Annotated in this window: 17 protein-coding genes and 1 tRNA gene; 13 read left to right on the plus strand and 5 right to left on the minus strand. The window is 67.0% G+C overall.

Annotation, left to right across the window (positions count from 1 at the left end; all coding sequences use genetic code 11):
* Positions 1-98: 98 nt before the first annotated feature.
* The gene (locus ACW7G6_RS07385; protein ID WP_456978048.1) at positions 99-1,253 is read right to left on the minus strand and encodes a LysM peptidoglycan-binding domain-containing protein; all 1,155 of its coding nucleotides are present in this window, start codon (positions 1,251-1,253) and stop codon (positions 99-101) included.
* Positions 1,254-1,423: 170 nt separating this feature from the next.
* On the opposite strand from ACW7G6_RS07385, the gene def reads away from it, so the two are divergent.
* The 6 genes from def to ACW7G6_RS07415 all read left to right on the plus strand — a co-directional run bounded on the left by def (position 1,424) and on the right by ACW7G6_RS07415 (position 7,318).
* Entirely contained in the window at positions 1,424-1,936 is a 513-nt protein-coding gene (gene def, locus ACW7G6_RS07390) for a peptide deformylase (RefSeq protein ID WP_456978049.1), read from the plus strand.
* A 109-nt stretch (positions 1,937-2,045) separates the two neighbouring features.
* Positions 2,046-2,966 (plus strand): methionyl-tRNA formyltransferase, encoded by a 921-nt coding sequence (gene fmt, locus ACW7G6_RS07395; RefSeq protein WP_456978050.1) that lies wholly within the window; start codon positions 2,046-2,048, stop codon positions 2,964-2,966.
* A gap of 31 nt (positions 2,967-2,997) precedes the next feature.
* Complete coding sequence (gene rsmB / locus ACW7G6_RS07400) at positions 2,998-4,290, plus strand: 16S rRNA (cytosine(967)-C(5))-methyltransferase RsmB (protein WP_456997912.1); 1,293 nt, start codon at positions 2,998-3,000, stop codon at positions 4,288-4,290.
* A gap of 12 nt (positions 4,291-4,302) precedes the next feature.
* Entirely contained in the window at positions 4,303-5,265 is a 963-nt protein-coding gene (locus ACW7G6_RS07405; protein ID WP_456997913.1) for a glycosyltransferase, read from the plus strand.
* Entirely contained in the window at positions 5,265-6,302 is a 1,038-nt protein-coding gene (locus ACW7G6_RS07410; RefSeq protein WP_456978053.1) for a CDP-glycerol glycerophosphotransferase family protein, read from the plus strand. Before ACW7G6_RS07405 ends, ACW7G6_RS07410 begins: the two co-directional genes overlap by 1 nt.
* The gene (locus ACW7G6_RS07415) at positions 6,302-7,318 is read left to right on the plus strand and encodes a glycosyltransferase (protein WP_456997914.1); all 1,017 of its coding nucleotides are present in this window, start codon (positions 6,302-6,304) and stop codon (positions 7,316-7,318) included. Before ACW7G6_RS07410 ends, ACW7G6_RS07415 begins: the two co-directional genes overlap by 1 nt.
* Positions 7,319-7,380: 62 nt before the next feature.
* On the opposite strand, the gene ACW7G6_RS07420 is transcribed toward ACW7G6_RS07415, so the two are convergent.
* The 3 genes from ACW7G6_RS07420 to ACW7G6_RS07430 all read right to left on the minus strand — a co-directional run bounded on the left by ACW7G6_RS07420 (position 7,381) and on the right by ACW7G6_RS07430 (position 10,449).
* The gene (locus ACW7G6_RS07420) at positions 7,381-8,835 is read right to left on the minus strand and encodes a PH domain-containing protein (protein WP_456998137.1); all 1,455 of its coding nucleotides are present in this window, start codon (positions 8,833-8,835) and stop codon (positions 7,381-7,383) included.
* A gap of 73 nt (positions 8,836-8,908) precedes the next feature.
* On the minus strand, positions 8,909-9,451 hold the full coding sequence (locus tag ACW7G6_RS07425) for a PH domain-containing protein (protein WP_456997915.1): 543 nt from the start codon (positions 9,449-9,451) through the stop codon (positions 8,909-8,911).
* 56 nt (positions 9,452-9,507) lie between these two features.
* Positions 9,508-10,449, minus strand: a complete 942-nt coding sequence (locus ACW7G6_RS07430; protein WP_456997916.1) for a lauroyl acyltransferase — start codon at positions 10,447-10,449, stop codon at positions 9,508-9,510.
* Between the two features lie 50 nt (positions 10,450-10,499).
* On the opposite strand from ACW7G6_RS07430, the gene dtd reads away from it, so the two are divergent.
* The 5 genes from dtd to ACW7G6_RS07455 all read left to right on the plus strand — a co-directional run bounded on the left by dtd (position 10,500) and on the right by ACW7G6_RS07455 (position 16,782).
* Complete coding sequence (gene dtd / locus ACW7G6_RS07435) at positions 10,500-10,940, plus strand: D-aminoacyl-tRNA deacylase (RefSeq protein ID WP_456997917.1); 441 nt, start codon at positions 10,500-10,502, stop codon at positions 10,938-10,940.
* 102 nt (positions 10,941-11,042) lie between these two features.
* Positions 11,043-13,019 (plus strand): RNA polymerase sigma factor RpoD, encoded by a 1,977-nt coding sequence (gene rpoD, locus ACW7G6_RS07440; protein ID WP_456978058.1) that lies wholly within the window; start codon positions 11,043-11,045, stop codon positions 13,017-13,019.
* Between the two features lie 96 nt (positions 13,020-13,115).
* A tRNA-Ile gene (locus ACW7G6_RS07445) sits at positions 13,116-13,191 on the plus strand.
* A gap of 378 nt (positions 13,192-13,569) precedes the next feature.
* Positions 13,570-15,168: an alpha/beta hydrolase gene (locus ACW7G6_RS07450; RefSeq protein WP_456997918.1), complete on the plus strand. Its 1,599-nt coding sequence runs from the start codon at positions 13,570-13,572 to the stop codon at positions 15,166-15,168.
* A 57-nt stretch (positions 15,169-15,225) separates the two neighbouring features.
* Complete coding sequence (locus ACW7G6_RS07455; RefSeq protein ID WP_456997919.1) at positions 15,226-16,782, plus strand: FAD-binding oxidoreductase; 1,557 nt, start codon at positions 15,226-15,228, stop codon at positions 16,780-16,782.
* Positions 16,783-16,787: 5 nt separating this feature from the next.
* On the opposite strand, the gene ACW7G6_RS07460 is transcribed toward ACW7G6_RS07455, so the two are convergent.
* Positions 16,788-17,702 (minus strand): LysR family transcriptional regulator, encoded by a 915-nt coding sequence (locus ACW7G6_RS07460; RefSeq protein ID WP_456978061.1) that lies wholly within the window; start codon positions 17,700-17,702, stop codon positions 16,788-16,790.
* A 109-nt stretch (positions 17,703-17,811) separates the two neighbouring features.
* Between ACW7G6_RS07460 and ACW7G6_RS07465 the strand changes: the two genes are divergently transcribed.
* Both ACW7G6_RS07465 and ACW7G6_RS07470 read left to right on the plus strand, forming a co-directional pair.
* Positions 17,812-19,362, plus strand: coding sequence for an FAD-dependent oxidoreductase (locus ACW7G6_RS07465; protein WP_456978062.1), 1,551 nt, complete (start codon positions 17,812-17,814; stop codon positions 19,360-19,362).
* Complete coding sequence (locus ACW7G6_RS07470; protein ID WP_456978063.1) at positions 19,359-19,550, plus strand: hypothetical protein; 192 nt, start codon at positions 19,359-19,361, stop codon at positions 19,548-19,550. Before ACW7G6_RS07465 ends, ACW7G6_RS07470 begins: the two co-directional genes overlap by 4 nt.
* Positions 19,551-19,556: the final 6 nt, after the last annotated feature.

Here is a 19,556-nt window from a genome sequence, read left to right on the forward strand (position 1 = left end):
GCATCCGGCCCAAACAACGACGGCGCCCTCGGGCGCCGTCGTGTATCGCTGTAGGAAAACCCCGCGCGATGGATCAGCGCGTGGGGTCAGCGCGTTGGTCAGTATGGTGCATCCGGATGCTTGAGCTCGTAGCCGACCTTGATCGGGCGGATACCGTCCATCACCAGTGCATAGCTGACCTTGTCGAAGGTCCGGAACACCATCAGGTGGCCGGCGAATTCATCGGGCAGCCGGACCCGGTCGTTACGACCGAAGGTGTCCTCGCTGCGATCCCAATCGCCATTGGTGGTGACCCGGTCGGCCACTTCGGTGCCAACCCGCCAACTGGAGAACACGGTGCCGTTGTCGATGCCTTCACGGGCGCCGACAGATAGCGCTACCACGCTCTGCGGGCCGCCGGTACGCAACTGGTCAGCCACGGCCATCACCTGCGCGCGCCCATAGTCAAGTTGCTGGCGCGGCGGATGCGGGAAGAACTGCAGGTCGTACGGCTGCGCTTCCACCGGAATCAACCGGTCGCCGATGCGAACCTCGCGGGCGCTGGTGTCCAGCAACACGGTCGATGCCTCGATGCCGCCAACTTCGCCGCGAGTGACCGTGCCGGTGGCCTGCTGCATCAGCTCGAAACCGAGCACTTCCTGACCTTGGTCGGGGACCACTGCATTGGTCCAGTAGCCCTCGAAATCGGCGGAGCGGCGACCGCGGCTATCCAGCTCCTGGCCGTCAAACAGGTCGCAGCAGGCGACGCGGTCCAGATGCGTATAACGCTGGGTCGGCCGCACGACCGCATAACGCTGGCCCGGTGTTGCCTGGGCAAGGCCCTTGACGTAGATGACCTGGCCCTTCGCGCTGCGCAGCCGGTCTTCTTCCAGTCCGACCACATAGGGCAGGCTGTCGATCTCATCGACCACGCGCAGGTTTTTCAGGAACGGCTCGACCTGCGCCAGCGGTACCCCGGTTACCGGCGCGGCGGCGCGCGGCCCCGGCTCGGCGACGGTGACGCGGTTCAGATATGCCAGCGACAGCACATCGCCCGGATAAATCAGATGCGGATTGGCAACCTGTGGATTGGCCTGCCAGATCTCCGGCCACAGCCATGGCTTGTCCAGGAAAGTCCCGGCGATATCCCACAAGGTGTCACCCTTTTGCACGACATACGTGTCTGGGTGGTCGCCACGAATTTCGGCGGCCATCGCAAAGGTGGCAATCGTCAGCAACGCCACGGCCATTGCCGTGCGGATTGGTTTCAACATAATTGGTTTACCTGATTCCCCGTGCAGGTGCGTCCTGACGTCACAAAGCGACGCGGACGGGGCACTATAGCCTAGAAGAACCGCGCCAATGCAAGCGTCCGGCGTGTATTTGAGACGTTATAATGGGTCCACACCTTGTGGATGTGACCCACGCCCCCATTTTCAGAGCCATGGCCCAGCTACCCATCCTGGAGTTTCCCGATTCCCGACTGCGCACCGTCGCTGTCGATGTCGATCCTGCCCGCATCGTCTCCGCGCAATTCCAGCAATTGCTCGATGACATGTTCGAGACCATGTATGACGCCCCCGGCATCGGCCTGGCCGCCAGTCAGGTCGACGTCCACCAGCGGTTCATGGTGATTGACGTGTCCGACGAAGGTGACACGCCGATGGTGTTCATCAATCCGAAGATCACCGCGCGCGACGGGGAACAGGTCCATCAGGAAGGGTGCCTGTCGGTGCCGGGCATCTTTGCCGACGTCACCCGGGCCGAAGCGATCACGGTCGAGGCGATCGGTCGCGACGGAGTGCCGTTCGAGTTGCAGACCGACGGCCTGCTGGCGGTTTGCGTGCAGCATGAGATGGATCACCTGCTGGGCAAGTTGTTCGTCGATTATCTGTCACCGCTCAAGCGTGAGATGGTGCGCAAGAAGCTCGCCAAGGCCCGCCGCAACGCCGCGTAGGTATTGCAGGCCGCTCGATGGAACGATCCGGTGGAGTGCATGGTTCCAGGCCCAAACCGTCTGGCGTTCCCGTGCCGGCTGATAACGTGTCGGCTGATAAGATGACCCGATGAGAATCGTCTTCGCCGGTACCCCGGATTTTGCTGTGCCCAGCTTGCGCGCCGCCGCGCAGCGCAATGAAGTGGTCGCCGTGTATACCCAGCCCGACCGCCCTGCCGGACGTGGCCGCGGGTTGGCGCCGTCGCCGGTCAAGCGCGAGGCGTTGGCAAGCGGGATCGAGGTGGTGCAGCCGGAAAACTTCAAGTCGCCGGCCTCGCGCGAGGCGCTGGCCGCGTTCAAGCCCGACTTGCTGGTGGTGGTGGCCTACGGCCTGATCCTGCCGCAGGCGGTGCTGGACATCCCCACCCAGGGTTGCTGGAACGTGCATGCGTCCCTGTTGCCGCGTTGGCGCGGGGCGGCACCGATCCAGCGCGCCATCCAGGCCGATGACACGCGCACCGGCGTGTGCCTGATGAAGATGGACAAAGGCCTGGACACCGGTCCGGTGGTGCTGTCGCTGACGCTGGATATCGGTAGCGACGAAACCGGTGGCCAGCTGCACGACCGCCTGGCGGAGCTGGGCGCGCAGGTGTTGGCTGACGGCCTTGGCCTGTTGCGTGCCGGCATCCGTCCGATACCGCAGCCGCAGGCCGATACCGGCGTGACCTACGCGCACAAGCTGGACAAGGCCGAGGCCCGGCTGGACTGGTCGCGCCCGGCCGTCGAGCTGGCCCACAAGGTGCGCGCCTTCAATCCGTGGCCGATGGCCGAGGCGCAGGTGGCCGGCGAACGATTGCGCCTGCATGGTGCGATCGCGTTGCCGTTGGCGCACGACGCGGTGCCGGGCACGTTGCTGGCCGCCGGCCGCGATGGCCTGGATATCGCTTGCGGTGAAGGCGCCCTGCGCATCCGGGTGTTGCAACGCGACGGCGGCAAGGCGATGACCGCGGCCGATTACCTCAACGGCCGCGCCGAGCTGAGAACCGGATGATCCCCGCGACCGCCGCCGTGGCGCAGCCGGCGTGAGTCACGGCGCCGCACCCCGCGCCATCGCCGCCACCGTGCTTGATGCGGTGCTCCATCGCGGGCGCTCGCTGAAGGCCGAGCTGGCGGTCGCCCTGCCACCGCTGGTGGATCCGCGTGACCGTGCCCTGGTCGAGGCCATCTGTTTCGCCGTGCTGCGCCAACCGCAACGGTATGAGACCGCGTTGGCGAGGTTCCTCTCGCGTCCGCTGCCCAAGCGCGATGCCAAGGTACGCACCTTGTTGTACGCCGGTTTCGCCCAGCTCGATCCGCTCGGCTTGCCCGCCCATGCGGCGGTTGCCGCCACGGTCGAGGCGGCACGGATGCTGGGACACGAGCATCACGCCGGGCTGGTCAATGCGCTGTTGCGCCGCGCCCAGCGTGAGGGTTTGCCGGCCGTCGATCCCGGCGCGCATTGGCCGCCGTGGTTGCGCGACCGGTTGCAGCAGGACTGGGGTGACAAGACCCCGGCAATACTGGAAGCCAGCGCCAAGCCGGCGCCGATGTGGCTGCGGGTCAACGCGCTGCGCGGTAGTCGTGACGCCTACGCCGAGCGCTTGCGGGCAACCGGGGTGGACGTGGCCATCGATCCGTCATTGCCCGATGCGCTGCGACTGGAGGTCGGCGTGCCGGTGGCGGCATTGCCGGACTTCGACCTTGGGGCGGTCTCGGTGCAGGACGGGTCGGCGCAACAGGTGGCCGATGCACTCGCGCTGGCATCGGGTGCGCGGGTGCTGGACGCCTGTGCGGCGCCGGGCGGCAAGGCCGCGCACCTGCTCGAACGCGACCCGGCGTTGTCACTGGTGGCGGTCGAGATCAACGCGGCGCGCCTGCGCCGCATGCGTACCGGTTTCGCGCGGCTCGGCCTTGCCGGACGCGGACGCCTGGTCGCCGCCGATGCCACGGCGTTGTCGACCTGGTGGGATGGCGTGCCGTTCGATGCGGTGCTGCTGGATGCGCCGTGTTCGGCGACCGGCATCGTCCGGCGCCAGCCCGACGTGCTGATACACCGGCGCGAATCCGACCTGGTGGCATTGACGGCCCTTCAGGCGACATTGCTCGACGCACTGTGGCGAACGCTCGCGCCCGGCGGCGTGCTGTTGTATGCCACCTGCTCGATCCTCAAAAGTGAGAACGAGGCGCAGGTGGCGGCATTCCTCGCCCGCACCCCGGACGCCAGCGACGAGCCGCTTGACGATCGTTTCGGCCATACCAGCGGACCGGGCCGCCAACGCCTGCCGGGCGAGGGCGGCATGGATGGGTTCTTTTACGCGCGTTTGCGCAAGGCCTGAGGACAGCCCGTCATGCCATTGGTACGCATCCTCGGCCGTGACAACGGCGCCGGTCTAAGTCGCGACTTGACCTTGGTCGCCGGCTTGCTCGCCCGGGCCGGCAATACCGTCGAGGTGGTGGGTTTTGGCAATGAAAAAGGCATCCGCACCCTGCGCCAGGCGGGTATGTGGGTCGCACGCAGCTGGCAAGGTCGCGCCGACCTGCAGATCTCGCTGGAGCATGTCTATCCGTTGTCGCTGGGGTTGGCGAAACGCAACTGGCTGATTCCCAATCCGGAATGGTTCCGGGACCGGTGGTTGCCGGTGTTGCCGCGCTTTGACCAGGTCCTGTGCAAGACCCGCCACGCCCAACGGATCTTCGCGGACCTCGGCAGCCAGACCGCCTTCATCGGCTTCACCTGCGATGACCGCATGGACGCCACGGTGCAGCGCCAACCCGGGTTCTTCCATCTGGCCGGTCGCAGCCCGGTCAAAGGCACCGAGGTGCTCCTCGAGGCATGGAGGCGGCGTCCGGACTGGCCGAAACTGGTCGTGGTGCAAGGCAGGAAAACCGCCCGCCCCGGCCCGGCTGCCGACAATATCGAGCACCGCATCGGCCACATCGAAGACGGCGAGCTGCGGCGCCTGCAAAATACCTATCCATTCCATATCTCTCCGTCGGAGGCCGAAGGGTTCGGGCACTGCCTGGCCGAGGCGATGAGCGTGGGTGCGGTGACGTTGACGGTTGACGGCGAGCCGATGAACGAGCTGATCGAGCCCGGCCATGGCCTGTTGATCGCGCCGGCCCGGGTCGGTCAACTGGGCTTGGCGAAGCGCTACTACGTGGACGTCGAGGGCGTGGACACGGCGGTAGACCGTCTGTTGGCGCTGCCCGCCAGTGAGCGCGAGGCGATGGGCGCACGCGCGCGTTCTCGATTCCAAGCGATGGATCTGGCGTTCCGGCAGCGTCTGGTGGAAGAGGCAAGGGAGTCCTGATGTCGAAACGCTATCTGCTGTACGGGTCCGTCCGCTACGCCCTGGCCATCCTGCGCCCCTTGCAGGACGCCATCCGTGCCCGTGGCGGCGAGGCGGCGTGGTTCTTCGACAGTGACGGCACCGGCGCCGACGAGCTGGTGGAAGGCGAGCGCCTGCTCAGCAGCGTTGCCGAGGTGCGCGACTGGAACCCGATCGCCATATTCACTTCGAGCAACGCCCTGCCGCACTTCTTCCCCGGGGTGAAGGTCCAGACCTTCCACGGCTTCGATGCCGGCAAGCCGCGACACATCTACATCCGCGCGTTCTTCGACCTGTACTGCACGACCGGCCCGGATGACACGCGGGCGTTCCAGGCGCTCGCCGACAAGCTGGGCTACTTCAAGGTCACCGAGACCGGCTGGCCGAAGCTCGACCCGTTCCTGAAGGCCATCGAGGGACCGCTGCCACCCGTGCGCGAGCCTCCGGTGATCCTCTACCACTCCACCTTTTCGCCGTCCTGGAGTGCAGCGCCGATCCTTTACGACCAGGTCCGGCGGCTGTCGCGCGACGGGCGTTGGCGCTGGATTGTCAGCCTGCATCCCAAGACCGACCCGCAGGTCATCGCGAAGTACCGGGCGCTGGAGAACGAGAACCTGCGTTTCGCCGACAACGACAACATCCTCGAGCTGTTTCCGCAGGTCGACATGATGTGCTCGGACACCTCCTCGGCGCTCAGCGAGTTCCTGCTGACCGGCAAGCCGGTGGTGACCTTCCGCAACCGTCGGCCGGGGCCGCAGCTGATCGATATCAACGACCCGGCGCAGTTCGAGCCGGCGATCGAACGGGCATTGTCACGACCGCCGGAGCTGCTGGCGGCGATCCGCGCCTTTGCCGAGCGCCTCCATCCTTACCCGGATGGGTGCTCCAGCGAACGCACACTGGACGCGGTCGACGACTTCCTGGCCCAGGGCGGCGTTGCCCGCCTGCGCCGCAAGCCGCTGAACCTGTGGCGAAAGACCAAGATCCGTCGTCGCCTGAAGTACTGGGGGCCGCAATAATGCGCATCGTCCACCTGCTGCTGACCAGCCGCTTTGCCGGCAGCGAGCGCCACGCGCTGGAGCTGGCCGCCGCGCAGTCCGCGCAGCACGAGGTGACGCTGGTCCTGCGTCGCGATGGTGCCGACGGGCGCGCCGATGCCATCGCCCATCGGGTGGACCCGCGGGTCAAGGTCGAAGTGGTCGGGAACCTGTTGCCGTCACTGCAGGCGCGGCGGCTGCTGCGGCGCTTGCGGCCCGACGTCGCCCACGCCCACCTGAGCGCGGGATCGCGCGCGCTGCATGGCCTGGACGTCGGCGGCTGCCTGCGCGTCGCGACCCTGCACATCCGCTACAAAACGCGCCAACACGCGCCGCTGGATGGCCTGATTGCGATCGCGCCGTGGCAACTGGCCGATATCCCCGATGGGCTGCGGGAGCGCACGGTCCAGGTCGACAACTGGACCCTGCCGCGCCCGCCTGCCGCCGGCGCACGCGCCCGGTTGCGCGCCGAGCACGGCATCAGCGACGACACTTTCCTGATTGGCGCCTTGGGTCGGGTCGAGCCGGGCAAGGGGTTGGATGTGCTGGTGGAGGCGTTCCAGTGCGCTGGTTTGCCGAACGCGCGCCTGGCCATCGTCGGCCAGGGCAGCGCCTGGGATGCGGTGCGCAAACAGGCGGGCGCCGAGGTGTTGATGCCCGGCTTCGCGGAGCGGCCGGAAGACTGGCTGTCCGCGTTTGACGGTTTCGTCAGTGCCGCCCGGCGTGAACCCTTCGGACTGGTGTTGCTGGAAGCGATGGAAGCGGGCCTGCCGATCGTCGCGACGGCCAGCCAGGGTGCCCAGCACCTGTCCGCGCAACTGCGGTCCGCGCTGGTGCCGATTGACGATGCAGGCGCATTGGCCGGCAGCCTGCAACGAATGTGCGCGCAGGGCCAGCAGCGGATCGATTACCCGATGGATAAGTTCCGGATCGAGGCCAAGCTGGCGCAGGTTGAAGCGTTCTACCGTGATGGGCTGGCGCGCTTGCGCGGCGGCTGAATCACAACCGCAGTTGGTGAGGGCTGGCGCGTTTGCGTGGCGGCTGAGTCACAACCTCAGTGTCACCAGCGCAGTCGTCGATGCGCCAACTCGCCGGACAGTCGCTGGTAAATCGCCACCGCCTGCGCTTCGGGCACGAACCGGATCCGCAATGGCAGCGACGTCGCGCCGGCACCGGCGGTGTCCAGCCACACCGAAGCGGTACCGCAATAGCGGTCCAGCGGATTGCGCGACAACAGCAGCGCCTGCAGTTTGTCGATCTCGGCAAACCGCCAATGCCGGTCCAGCCAACCCTCGCGCACCGCGACCAGCTCGTCGCCCAGCGCCCAGGCGGCCCACGCCGCACGCCTTCGTGCCTTGAAGGCGGCCCACGGCAGCCACGCCAGCGCGAGCAGGCCCCAGAGGCCAAATTCCCATCCCAGCAGCGCAGCGGCCAGCAATGTCAGCGGCAATGACGGCAGCCATCGACGCAGCCAGCTGATCACCGGCACCGGCTGCCAGTCGAGCTGGTCCCACTGCCCGCGCGGCAGCAGGTTGTGGATCAGGTCGGCGCATTGTCGCGGTGTGGCAATGGGCGCGATATCGCGCAACGCACGCGACCGGTTTTGCTGCTCGGCCACGGCGGTGTCGACCTTCAACGATTGCCGCCCCAGCCAGCGGTGCATCAACCCCTCGTGCAGGATTCCCGCCTGGATCCGGCGGCGTGATGCGCTGGTGCGCCAGCGGCCCAGCAGGCCGCGTTCGACGGTCAGCCGGCGATCCTGCTCGCTGAGCCGGAAGCCGTAGTACTGCAGCAACGCCAGGGCGACCGACAGCAGCCGCAACAGCAGCACCACCAGCAGCACCAGACTGACCGCGGCGAGTGCAAACTCGGCCGCGCCAAAATGGCGCTCGCCGGCCCAGCCAAACAACGTCTCGCCCCATTGCTCGAACACGCGTGGCACCAGCTCACCGTTGAACTGGGTGATACCGCCGAATGCCGCCGCCAGCAGGATCAGCCCGCGGTTGGACACCAGTCCCAGCCGCAACACCTCACCCATTGGCAGCTCCAGCAACGTGGCGCGGGCCGTTGTAGCTGTGGGCGCGATTGTGCCGGCGCCGGAGCGGGCACGGCGGCGCACCAGTGCCTCAAGCGCCAACGCATCGTCGAGCTTGAGCACACGCATCTCGGCCTCGGGCTTGGTGCCGCCGGCCGATTCAAGCCGTACCTCGGCGACGCCGAAAAACCGATGCAGCAGTGATTGCTGCAAGGCGACATTGTGGATGCGGGAAAACGGGATCACCCGCAGGCTGCGCTCGAGCAGGCCACTGCGCACCACCAACGCATCCTCGCCGACGCGGTAGCGGTAGGTGAAGTAGTGCCACAGCGACACCAGCGCCAGCGCGCCGACGCCGATCAATGGCCACCACGCGCTGTCGCCGTAGCCGCTGGAGCCGCCACCGCCGAATACCAGCAGGGCCAGCAGCGGCACGATGAATTGCCTGAGCTGTGCCAGCAGCACGAACAACCACGACATCGGGTGCAGCCGGTGCTCGACGTCGCTGGCGTTGTCCAGCGAGGTCTCCGCCGGGGCGTGGCCTGGCTCGGCGTCAGTCATCGTCGCCGTCGTCGATCTGATGGCCGAGACGGTCACGCAGCCGTTCGGCATCGTCCGCGTCCAGGTTGGGCACGGTCATCGCGCTGTGGCGGGTCCCGGCGGTGTGGACGACCAGTGTCGCCAGCTGGCGGCGGCGTTGCAGCGGACCGCGCTTGATGTCCAGGTGCTGGACCCGGCTCGCCGGCACCCGGGTCTCGTGTTGCCACAGTCTTCCACGGCGCAGCGCCAAGCCGTTTTCATCGAGTCGCCAGAACGTGTGGCGGTACTGCTTCAAGCCCAGCCACAGGCCGAATCCGCCGCCCAGGGCGGCCCCCAGCGCCGCGGTGGCGATCGTCGCAGCCAAGGACAACTCGATAACGGCGGCGATCACCGCGAAGGGGGCCAATCCCGCCAGCGCGAGCGCGGGCACCGTGCCGAGCAGGAACAACGCCCGCGAGCGCGGCGGTAATGGCTGCCACGCGGACACGTCCGGTCGCCCGGGCCGATCAGGAGAATCAACGGGTTCGACCGGTCCGGTCGCCGGGTCGTGGCTCATCGTGAGTGCCTGTGCATCGGGATTCCCCTGGTTGGCCGTGGTGGCGCCGGCCTACGCTAGCGCCGGTAGCACTCCGGCCAGTACGGATTCTCCTCGCCGCTACCGGATGGCTGCCGCGAGAAACGTTTGTAGGTCCATTGGTACTGCGCCGGGTCGCGCCGTGCAACGCGCTCGATGGCGGCGTTGAGCGCAGTGACACTGACTTTGGGGTCGGGGTCGGCCACTGCGGCGGGCGCCGGCACGATATGCAGGGCGAACCGGGGCCCCTCGTTGCCGGTGCCACCGTCGATCCGTTCGCACCAGGCGACCACCACCGTGGCGCCGCTGCGTGCGGCGAGCCGGCCGAGCAGGGTCATGGTCAGGGCCTCGACGCCGAAGAACGGGCCGAACTCACCGTCGCCCAGCTTGGGCTGCTGGTCGGGCAGGATGCCGACCACGCCGCCACGGGCCAGCCGCTTGAACAACTGGCGCACCCCCGCCCCTTCGGCGCGGACCTGGGTAACCCGCGCGGCAGCCCCGTCATCGGCGCGCACCCGTTGCAGGAACGCCTCGCCAATCGCCGAGTCCGGCGGCGCGTACAGGATCGCCAACGGCGTGCGCGAGGCGAGCCACTGGTTCAACAGCTCCCAGTTGCCGTGATGCGGCGCGGCGATGATGACGCCCTTGCCGGTCGCGAGTGCGGCATCCAGGTGTTCCGCCCCGTGTATCTCTCTGATCAGGGCGAGGTTCTCCGCATGCGGGCGGGTCCACAGCCGCAGCGTCTCGACCAGTTGCCGTGCCGTATTGCGCAGGATCGATTGACGCAGCTGGTCGCGCTGAGCGGGTAGCAACTCGGGGTAGGCCAAGGCCAGGTTGCATGCGGTCACCCGCGCTGCGCAGCTGTTGGCGCGCAGGCTTCGCGCCGCCAACGCGTCACCCAGCCGATACAGCCACCGCCATGGCAGCCGGGTCAGCGCGGCGGCCATCAGGTAAAGCAAGTGGGCAACAAAAGTCGTCATCGGCGGCAGTGTAGCTACCCCGGCCACGTCACGGTCGGTATCGTGTGCCGATGCTTGCCCTCATCCAGCGCGTCACCCAGGCCAGCGTCCACGTCGACGGTGAGTTGATCGGGGCCATCGGCCCGGGCTTGCTGGCGCTGGTCGGCATTGAACCCGGGGACGGCGGCGCGCAGGTCGCGCGGATGGCGGAGCGGCTGCTTGGCTACCGGGTGTTTGCCGACCAGCAGGGCCGCATGAACCTGAGCCTGGGCAATACCGGGGGTGGATTGTTGCTGGTCAGCCAGTTCACCCTGGCCGCGGATACCTCCAGTGGCATGCGGCCGGGCTTCAGCACCGCCGCAGCGCCCGATCTGGCTGAACCGGTGTTCAACCAATTGCTGCAAACCTGCCGGGCCGGGCACCCTGCAGGGGTGGAAACCGGCCGCTTCGGTGCCCATATGGTGATAGGTCTGGTCAATGATGGCCCGGTCAGCTTCCTCCTTCGGGCCTGATCCCCGGCGCCATCCCCTGCCACAGCTTGCTTTCAGGCGGTGGCGGCAGACACTGGTATAATAGAAGGTTCCTTCCTCCCCATTACATGGTGGCGCAGCCGTATGGCAAACGAACGTCAGGCTCCCCAGTCCGATATCAAATCGCTGATCAGCAAGGGCCTGGAACAAGGCTACCTGACCTACGCGGAGGTCAACGACCACCTGCCCGACGATATCGTCGATGCAGAGCAGATCGAAGACGTCATCGCGATGATCAACGGTATGGGCATCGAAGTGCACGAAGTTGCACCCGATGCCGACACGCTGTCGATTGGCGACAGCAGCGCCAGTGCCCGCGAGGTGGACGAAAGCACCGCCGAGGAAGCTGCGGCCGCATTGACCAGTCTCGACGCCGAAGGTGGTCGCACCACCGACCCGGTGCGCATGTACATGCGCGAGATGGGCACGGTCGACCTGCTGACCCGCGAGGGCGAGATCGAGATCGCCAAACGCATCGAAGATGGCCTGAACCAGGTCCAGGCTTCGGCCGGCCTGTTCCCGGGCACGATCGAGTTGATCCTGCAGGATTACGAGCTGCACAAGGCGGGCAAGAAGCGCCTGGCCGAGCTGCTGGTTGGCTTCCTGGATCAGCTCAACGACCCGACCGTGGCCCCGCCGCCGCGTGAGGCGATGTCGATCAGCCCGGAAGAACGGCAAGAGGAGCTGGACGCCAGGGCCGCAAGGGAAGAGGCGCGGGCCGCAAAGCAGGCCGCCAAGGAAGCAAGGGAAGCGGCCAGGCAGGCCGAAAAGGGCAGTGATGACGATGCCGACGAAGATGACGACGAGGACGAGGATGACGAGGACGTCGCCGATGACGGCCCGACCGGCCCGAATCCGGCCGAGGTCACCAGTCGCTTCGAGTACCTGAGCGGGCTGTACGCCAAGTTCGAGAAGGCCTACGCCAAGCACGGCCCGAGCCACAAGTCCGTGACCAAGCTGCGCGAGGACATGGCCGAAGTGTTCGTCACCCTCAAGCTGCCGTTGCCGCTGATCGATGCGCTGGTGCAGAACATGCGCGACACCCAGGCCGAGATCAAGCGCCACGAGCGCCGGATCCTGGACTTGTCGACCCGCGTCGCCAAGATGCCGCGCAAGGACTTCATCCGCTCCTGGGATGGCAACCAGACCAACCTGGAGTGGGTCGACGAGCTGCTCAAGCGCAAGCAGAAGTGGGCCTCCGGCCTGCGTGACGTCAAGGACCAGATCATCGCCGAGCAGGAGGCCACCATTGCCACCGAGCTGGCGATGCGCATGACCCTGGGCGACCTGCGCGACATCAGCCGCACCATGGCCTATGGCGAGACCCGGGCCCGCAAGGCCAAGCGCGAGATGGTCGAGGCCAACCTGCGCCTGGTGATCTCGATCGCCAAGAAGTACACCAACCGCGGCCTGCAGTTCCTTGACCTGATCCAGGAAGGCAACATCGGCCTGATGAAGGCAGTGGACAAGTTCGAGCATCGTCGCGGCTTCAAGTTCTCGACCTACGCCACCTGGTGGATCCGCCAGGCGATCACGCGCTCGATTGCCGACCAGGCACGCACCATCCGCATCCCGGTGCACATGATCGAGACGATCAACAAGCTCAACCGGATCTCGCGCCAGATGCTCCAGCAGTACGGCCGCGAGGCGACGCCGGAAGAGTTGGCCGCAGAAATGGAGATGCCCGAGGACAAGGTTCGCAAGGTGATGAAGATCGCCAAGGAACCGATCTCCATGGAAACCCCGATCGGCGACGACGAGGACTCCCATCTGGGCGATTTCATCGAGGACACCAACGTGGAGTCCCCGGTGGAGGCGACGGTCAACATCAACTTGACCGAAACCGTCCGCGACGTGCTGTCCGGCCTGACCCCGCGTGAGGCCAAGGTGCTGCGCATGCGCTTCGGCATCGACATGAACACCGACCACACCCTCGAGGAAGTCGGCAAGCAGTTCGATGTCACCCGCGAGCGGATCCGCCAGATCGAGGCGAAGGCGTTGCGCAAGTTGCGTCATCCGACCCGCTCCGAGCAACTGCGCAGCTTCCTCGACATCGAGTAAGCCGCGCCAAAACGTAACTCGGTCCCCGTGCTACCCGAAGCCCCGCCAAGTGCGGGGCTTCGCTTTTCCGCAGGCTACAATTGCACTCCGCGATGCGGGCCTATAGCTCAATGGTTAGAGCAGCGAACTCATAATTCGTTGGTTCCAGGTTCGAGTCCTGGTGGGCCCACCAACTGAACTGCCAAGCCCGTGTGATTGATCCAACGCGGCTTGGTGCCGTTCGGAAATGTCTTGGTTGCTCGCGCCCTTGCCCGTGTCCACCGACCTGCTGGAAAGGATTGGCGTCCGGATCCCACCGATCAGCCAGACTGCTGGGCCATCGAGACGTCACCGTTGGCGAGCGAAGATAATCCGGGTACATTGACAAATGTCCGGACAATTAACGCCGGCTTTTTACCGCACTGATTCCTCTTTCGGCAGCGGTAGGGAGCGCGCTGCGGGAACGGACGCGATTGCGTGATCGTCCCGTAACGACCAGGAAGTGGTGCATGGCTACCCCCCCAGATCATGAGCAGATACGGCAGGTTGTGGCGCTGGTGCGGGTGGCGCCATGAGTACGCCAGTACAGCGCCGCTTCGTCCGCATCGGCGAGCGCCACGTACACCTGCGCCATGCCGGCAGCGGCCCGGCGCTGGTGCTGCTGCACCAATCACCGCAGAACTCGCGGATGTGGCTGGACATGATCGTGCGCTTCGCCGGCCGCTACACGGTGATCGCGCCGGACACCCCGGGGTTTGGCTACTCTGATCCGCTCGCGGTTGCGAAACCGTCCATCGCCGATCTCGGACAGGCCACGGTGGAGGTGCTGGACGCGCTGGGGATCGCGCGTTTCGCCGTGTTCGGCATGCACACCGGCGGCCTGGTAGCCGCCCAGGTTGCGGCGGCATATCCGGACCGGGTCAGCGCGCTGGTGGTGGATGGCTATGCGGCCTTCACGCAGGAGGAAGGCGCGATCTATGGTGACCGCTACCTGCCGCCGTTCGAGCCGGCGTGGGACGGCTCGCACCTGCGCTGGCTGTGGTCGCGGATGCGTGAGCAGAAGTACTTTTTCCCCTGGTACGACGGCAGCGCCCAGGCGGGGATGGCGATCGATCCGCACACCACTGCCAGTACCCACGAGGCGGTGATGGATGTGCTCGAGGTCGGCGATGCGTACCGCGCCGGTTACGGCGCGGCGTTCCGGCATGTCGAGCACGGCTTTCTGTCCAAGCTGCAGCCGCCCTCCTTGCTGGTGTTCCGCCACGGCGATCCACTGCTCGCCCACCTGCCGCGCCTGCCGGTGCTGCCGGACAACGTGCAGGTGGAGGTCGAGGAGAATGGCATCGCAGGCATGCATACGCGCATGGACACGCTGTTTGCCGGCGTTCTGGCCGGTGAAGCGGCGGCCGACCTGACGCGCAGCGACGTCGGCGTACCTGGCGGCACCGACTGGTCGCGCCGCATCGTTACCTGCGCGGTGGGCGACGTCGCCGTGTGGTCGCGCACCGGGGTTGAATCGTTGAGGCTGGTGCTGCACTCGCCGGGCGAGCGGCCGTTGTCGCCGCGTGCGCTGGACGCGGGCACGGCGGCCGTGGTGGCGCCGGAACTGCCCGGCCACGGCGCCTCATCGGAGGTGGATGCGCACCTTGGCGTGGAGACCATGGTCACCGCGATCCTGGTGGCGCTGGAAGCTGCGGATGGCGGATTGCCGATCACGATCGAAAGCCACGGCGCGGCGGCCGGCTACGTGCCGGCATTGGCGGTCAAGTTGGGTGCGCGCCTGCAGCGGATCGTGCTGCACCGGCCGTGGCTGCTGGAGGCGGACGAAGCCGTGACCCTGTTGGCGCAGCTGCCCGATCCGCGGGTGCTGCGTGCGGGCGGCCATCTGGATGAAGCCTGGCAGTGGGAGCGCGAACGGCATCTGCTGTGGCCGTGGCTGGTCCCGTCGGCGGCTGCCCGGCGCCTGGTCGCCGCGCCGGTCTCGAGCCAGGTCAACGACAACGTGGTCGAGTTGTTGCGGTTGGGGGCGCGTTGCGAGCCGATGTTCCGCGAGGCCACCTGGCCCGGACTGGCGACCAGACTGGCCGCGCTGGGAGTCCCGCTGGGAGCGGGGACTTCCGCAGCCTCTGACGACTATATGGGCCGTGCAGCTGCCCTGATTAATTCCTGACCACTGCCGCCGCGAGCGCACAGTGCGTTGGCCGGCTTCACATCCGAGGGCACCCCCATGAGCACCACACTCTCCCCCGAAAACGTCATCGCCCAGTTGCAATCCCGCTGGGGTGACGGTGTCATCACCGACCCGGTCGAGCTGGAATACTTCGGCACCGATGTCTATTCGCAGGGCGAGCCCCTGTTGGCCGTACTGCGCCCCACCGACGCGCAGCAACTTGCCGTCGCGGTGGCGGAGCTGACAGCGGCCGGGGTTACGCTGATCGCCCGCGGTGGCGGCATGAGCTACACCGGCGGCTATCTGGCCACCCGGCAACCGACGGTGCTGGTTGACACCACCGGCCTGAACCAGGTGGTGGAGATCAACGTCGAGGACGCCTATGTGGTGGTCGAGGCCGGCGTCACCTGGGAAGCGCTGCGGCAGGCGCTGGATGCGAAGGGCGTGCGCACGCCGTACTTCGGCCCGATGTCCGGCTCGCACGCCACCGTCGGCGGGGCGTTGTCGCAGGGCAGCGTGTTCCATGGCTCGGGCCGTTATGGCTCATCGGCCGACGCGGTGCTGGGTGTGGAGGTGGTCACAGCCAACGGCGACCTCCTGCGCACCGGCTCGGCCGCGTCCGGCAATGCCGCGCCGTTCTTCCGCTGGCACGGCCCGGACCTGACCGGCGTGTTCCTCGGTGACTGCGGCCTGCTCGGCATCAAGGTGCGCGCGAGCCTGCGGCTGCTGCCAAAGCACAAACACATCGACTACCTGTCCTGGCAGTTCCAGGACGCCGCCGGCCTGATGGGTGCGATGGGCGCGCTGGCCCGCGCCGGCCTGGCGTCGGAAGTCGCCGCGTTCGATCCCAGCCTGTCGCAGATCCGCATGCGCCGGGCCAGCCTCGGCTCCGACGTCAAGACGCTGGGCAACGTGATCCGCAAGGGCGGGCTGATGCAGGGCCTGAAGCTGGTCACCAAGGGCCGCGACTTCCTCGATCCGGAACTGTTTACGTTGCACATCACGTTGGAAGCCGACTCGGCCGGTGAGATCGCCGCGCGCGTGGAGGCCGCCCGCAAGGCGGTGGCGGCGTTCGGCCACGAGGTGGAGAACAGCGTGCCGAAGGTGATGGCGGCCAACCCGTTCGCGGCGAAGAACTCGATGCTCGGTTCCGCCGGCGAGCGCTGGGCACCGATCCACGCCATCGTCCCGCACTCGCGCAGCACCGAACTGTTTGATGCGCTGCAGGACCTGTTCGCCGCCGAGAAGGCCGGGATGGACAAGCACGGGCTGTTCATCGGCACGCTGATGACCACCGTCGGCGCGCAGGCCACCTTGATCGAGCCGTGCATTTACTGGCCCGACTCGCACAACGCCTTCCACGTGCGCACCGTCGATGCCGACCATCGCGCCAAGATCGGCTGCCCCGGCGAGCACCTGGAAGCCCGCGCCGCGGCCGACGCGCTCAAGCGCAAGATCGCCGACACCATGCGCGCGCATGGTGCCGCGAACTTCCAGATCGGCAAGTTCTACACCTACCGCGAAGGCCGCGACCCGGCCGCACTGGCGATGCTGGACGCGATCAAGGCCCAGCTCGATCCGAAGGGCCTGATGAATCCGGGTGTGCTGGGGTAGGCGGCCTATTCGTCCAACGCGCGCACGTCCGTGGCGGCGTTGCGCAGTGCCTGCAGCAGTCGCGCGAGGGGTGCTGACTGCGGTTCTCCGTCGCGGGTGTAGATCATCAGCGGGCGCTGCCAGCGGAATCCGGGGGCTTTCAAGCAGACCCATTCGCCCGATACCAGCTCGGCGTGGACCAGGCGTGCGGGCAGCAGGGTGAGATAGCCGCCTTCGCGCACCAGCCCACGCAGAAAATCCAGCGACGCGGACTCCACCGGCTGCGGCGGCGGGGCGAGGCCGGCATCGGCGAAACGCTGGCGGAATTCGACTTCCACCGCGCCCAGCCGTCGGCCCATCACCCACGGGTGTTCGAGCAGTTCCGCGGCAACGATGCCGGTGCGGCCGGCGAGCGGATGCCGCGCGCTGGCCATGATCCGGTACTCGTCCTGGACCAGCAGGTCGCGGTGCAGGCGCGGGTCGGTCTGGTTCATGGTGTCCAGCGCGATCACCACGTCGATCTCGCGTGCCAGCAGGGCCGGCAGCAGTTCGGGCAGCACCCCGCCGCTGACCCGCACGCCGATCTTCGGCCACTGCTGGCGTAGCGCCAGCACTGCCGGTGCCACCAGCGAACCCGCCGCGGTCGGCCCGGTGCCGATCCGGACTTCGCCCTCGGCACCGGTCTGCAGCTCCTGCAGGCGGTCCTCGAAACTGCGCACGGCTTCATCCGCAGCGCGCGCGTGGTCCAGCAACAGGCGGCCTACCGAGGTTGGCCGCGCCTCGCGCGCGCCGCGCTCGAACAGGCGCGCGCCGAGTTGCTGCTCCAGCGCCTGGATGCCCTTGCTGAGGGCCTGCTGGGTACGTCCGGTCATCGCCGCGGCGCGGGTGAAGCTGCCGTGTTCGACGACGGCGAGGAAGTAACGAAGCTGGCGAAGGTCCATCGCCCAAGGCTAATACATTACAACTCATGGTTGTGGATGGCCCGCGAATTGGTTGGCGCTCGCGGTGGCGGCTGGCGATAGTCGGACCCTCCATTCAATGAGGAATCCCATGGCCAGCCTGTCTTCCGTTACGCAGTGGGACCAGACATTCGATCTGGTGATCGCCGGCTCCGGCCTGGCCGGGATGTGCGCGGCGATCGAGGCGCATGACCTCGACCCGGCGCTGAGCATCCTGATCATTGAAAAGGCGCCGGAAGCCGAGTCCGGCGGCAACAGCCGGGTGGCCGGCCAGTCGCTGCTGATCTCGAAAAACGCCGAGGTGCTGGCCGAATACCAGCGCAAGATGAGCACCGCCAACCCGATCCCGGAGGACATGCTGGTGCCGTGGTCGGAAGCGATGGTCGCGCTGGAACCGTGGATCCAGGAGCGGGCCGCCCAGGCCGGTGCCCAGTACATCCACGGCACCGGTTTCAGCGAGCGCGATGCGGTGCTGGAGTTCCCCGAGTTCGGCGCGCGCGAGGCCGTGCACTGCACCGCCACCATCCTGCCGATCCCTTCGGGCGTGTATCTGGCGTTCCGCGAGAACGTCCGTTTGCGTCCGCGCATCCAGATCGCCTACGAAACCCCGCTCAAGGACCTGGTGCAGGATCCCGACACGCTGGAAGTCTTCGGCGTCATCGTCGAGATTGACGGCCAGCGCCAGGCGATCCGCGCCAACCGCGGCGTGGTGATGGCGGTCGGCGGTTTCGAGGCCAACGCGGACATGCAACGCAATTATTTCGGCCTGGCCGAGGCGCATCCGCTGGGCACGCCGCACAACACTGGCGACGGCATCAAGATCCTGCAGAAGGCCGGCGCCGACCTGTGGCACCTGCGCAACCAGGGCCAGTCCGGTGGCATCTGGCCGGGCTTCAAGCCGCCGGGTTTCGACAGCGCGTTCCTGCGCACGTTCTTCTGGCAGAGCTTCAGCTGGATCGAGATCGACGCGGAGACCGTGCGGTTCTACAACGAGACCGCCGAACTGCAGCTCACCCACTACAAGGAAAAGAAGCACGGTCACTGGGTTGATACCCCGCATTACCGCGCCCAGCCGGTGCACATGATTTTTGACGCCGTGACCTGCCAGCACAACAAGCTGGTGGTCGAGGTGATGAGCTGGAACCCGGTGGTCGGCGGTTACCGTTGGAGCGACGACAACAGCGCCGAGATCGCCAAGGGCTGGATCGAGCAGGCCGACACCATCGAGGAACTGGCAGCGAAGATCGGTCGCGACCCGGCCAAGTTGAAGCAGACAGTGGAGCGCTACAACGCCGCCTGTGAGCAGCAACGCGATAACGATTTCAGCCGCAATCCGGACACGCTGTACCCGATCGCGCAAGGCCCGTTCTACGCGGTCAAGGTCGATCCGGTGATCGTCTGCACCGGCGGTGGCGCACGTCGCAATATCCATTCCGAGGTGCTCGGCCACGACCGCAAACCGATCCCGCGTTTGTACGAGGCCGGCGAGCTGGGCTCGATGTTCTCCGACCTGTACCAGAACGGCTCCTACCTGACCGAGGCGATGATCTCCGGTCGCGCGGCGGGGCGCGGCATCGTCGCGCTTACGTCCTGGCAGGCTGCGAGCGAGGCGGCAAACCAAAGCGCGCAGGTGCCGGCATGAAGGTGGTCACCCCGGCGATGAAGCTGGACGTGCGCATCAACGAGGTCGATGCACAGGACGGCCTGCTGGTGATGAAGGGCGTCGCCGGAATGCTGCCGTGCACGACCAGTCTGAGCCCGGCCGAGTTTCGCCAGCTGATGCGCATGGCATTGCGCCCGGCGGTGTTGAAGCTGTTGTTCCGCAAGTAGACAACT

The organism is Lysobacter sp. A421, from assembly GCF_054052145.1.

Bases quoted from the DNA above. Each gene is read 5' to 3' on its own strand.
- ACW7G6_RS07385 (WP_456978048.1), bottom strand. From the start codon at position 1,253: ATGTTGAAACCAATCCGCACGGCAATGGCCGTGGCGTTGCTGACGATT.
- def (WP_456978049.1), top strand. From the start codon at position 1,424: ATGGCCCAGCTACCCATCCTGGAGTTTCCCGATTCCCGACTGCGCACC.
- fmt (WP_456978050.1), top strand. From the start codon at position 2,046: ATGAGAATCGTCTTCGCCGGTACCCCGGATTTTGCTGTGCCCAGCTTG.
- ACW7G6_RS07405 (WP_456997913.1), top strand. From the start codon at position 4,303: ATGCCATTGGTACGCATCCTCGGCCGTGACAACGGCGCCGGTCTAAGT.
- ACW7G6_RS07410 (WP_456978053.1), top strand. From the start codon at position 5,265: ATGTCGAAACGCTATCTGCTGTACGGGTCCGTCCGCTACGCCCTGGCC.
- ACW7G6_RS07415 (WP_456997914.1), top strand. From the start codon at position 6,302: ATGCGCATCGTCCACCTGCTGCTGACCAGCCGCTTTGCCGGCAGCGAG.
- ACW7G6_RS07420 (WP_456998137.1), bottom strand. From the start codon at position 8,835: ATGTCGTGGTTGTTCGTGCTGCTGGCACAGCTCAGGCAATTCATCGTG.
- ACW7G6_RS07425 (WP_456997915.1), bottom strand. From the start codon at position 9,451: ATGAGCCACGACCCGGCGACCGGACCGGTCGAACCCGTTGATTCTCCT.
- ACW7G6_RS07430 (WP_456997916.1), bottom strand. From the start codon at position 10,449: ATGACGACTTTTGTTGCCCACTTGCTTTACCTGATGGCCGCCGCGCTG.
- dtd (WP_456997917.1), top strand. From the start codon at position 10,500: ATGCTTGCCCTCATCCAGCGCGTCACCCAGGCCAGCGTCCACGTCGAC.
- rpoD (WP_456978058.1), top strand. From the start codon at position 11,043: ATGGCAAACGAACGTCAGGCTCCCCAGTCCGATATCAAATCGCTGATC.
- ACW7G6_RS07450 (WP_456997918.1), top strand. From the start codon at position 13,570: ATGAGTACGCCAGTACAGCGCCGCTTCGTCCGCATCGGCGAGCGCCAC.
- ACW7G6_RS07455 (WP_456997919.1), top strand. From the start codon at position 15,226: ATGAGCACCACACTCTCCCCCGAAAACGTCATCGCCCAGTTGCAATCC.
- ACW7G6_RS07460 (WP_456978061.1), bottom strand. From the start codon at position 17,702: ATGGACCTTCGCCAGCTTCGTTACTTCCTCGCCGTCGTCGAACACGGC.
- ACW7G6_RS07465 (WP_456978062.1), top strand. From the start codon at position 17,812: ATGGCCAGCCTGTCTTCCGTTACGCAGTGGGACCAGACATTCGATCTG.
- ACW7G6_RS07470 (WP_456978063.1), top strand. From the start codon at position 19,359: ATGAAGGTGGTCACCCCGGCGATGAAGCTGGACGTGCGCATCAACGAG.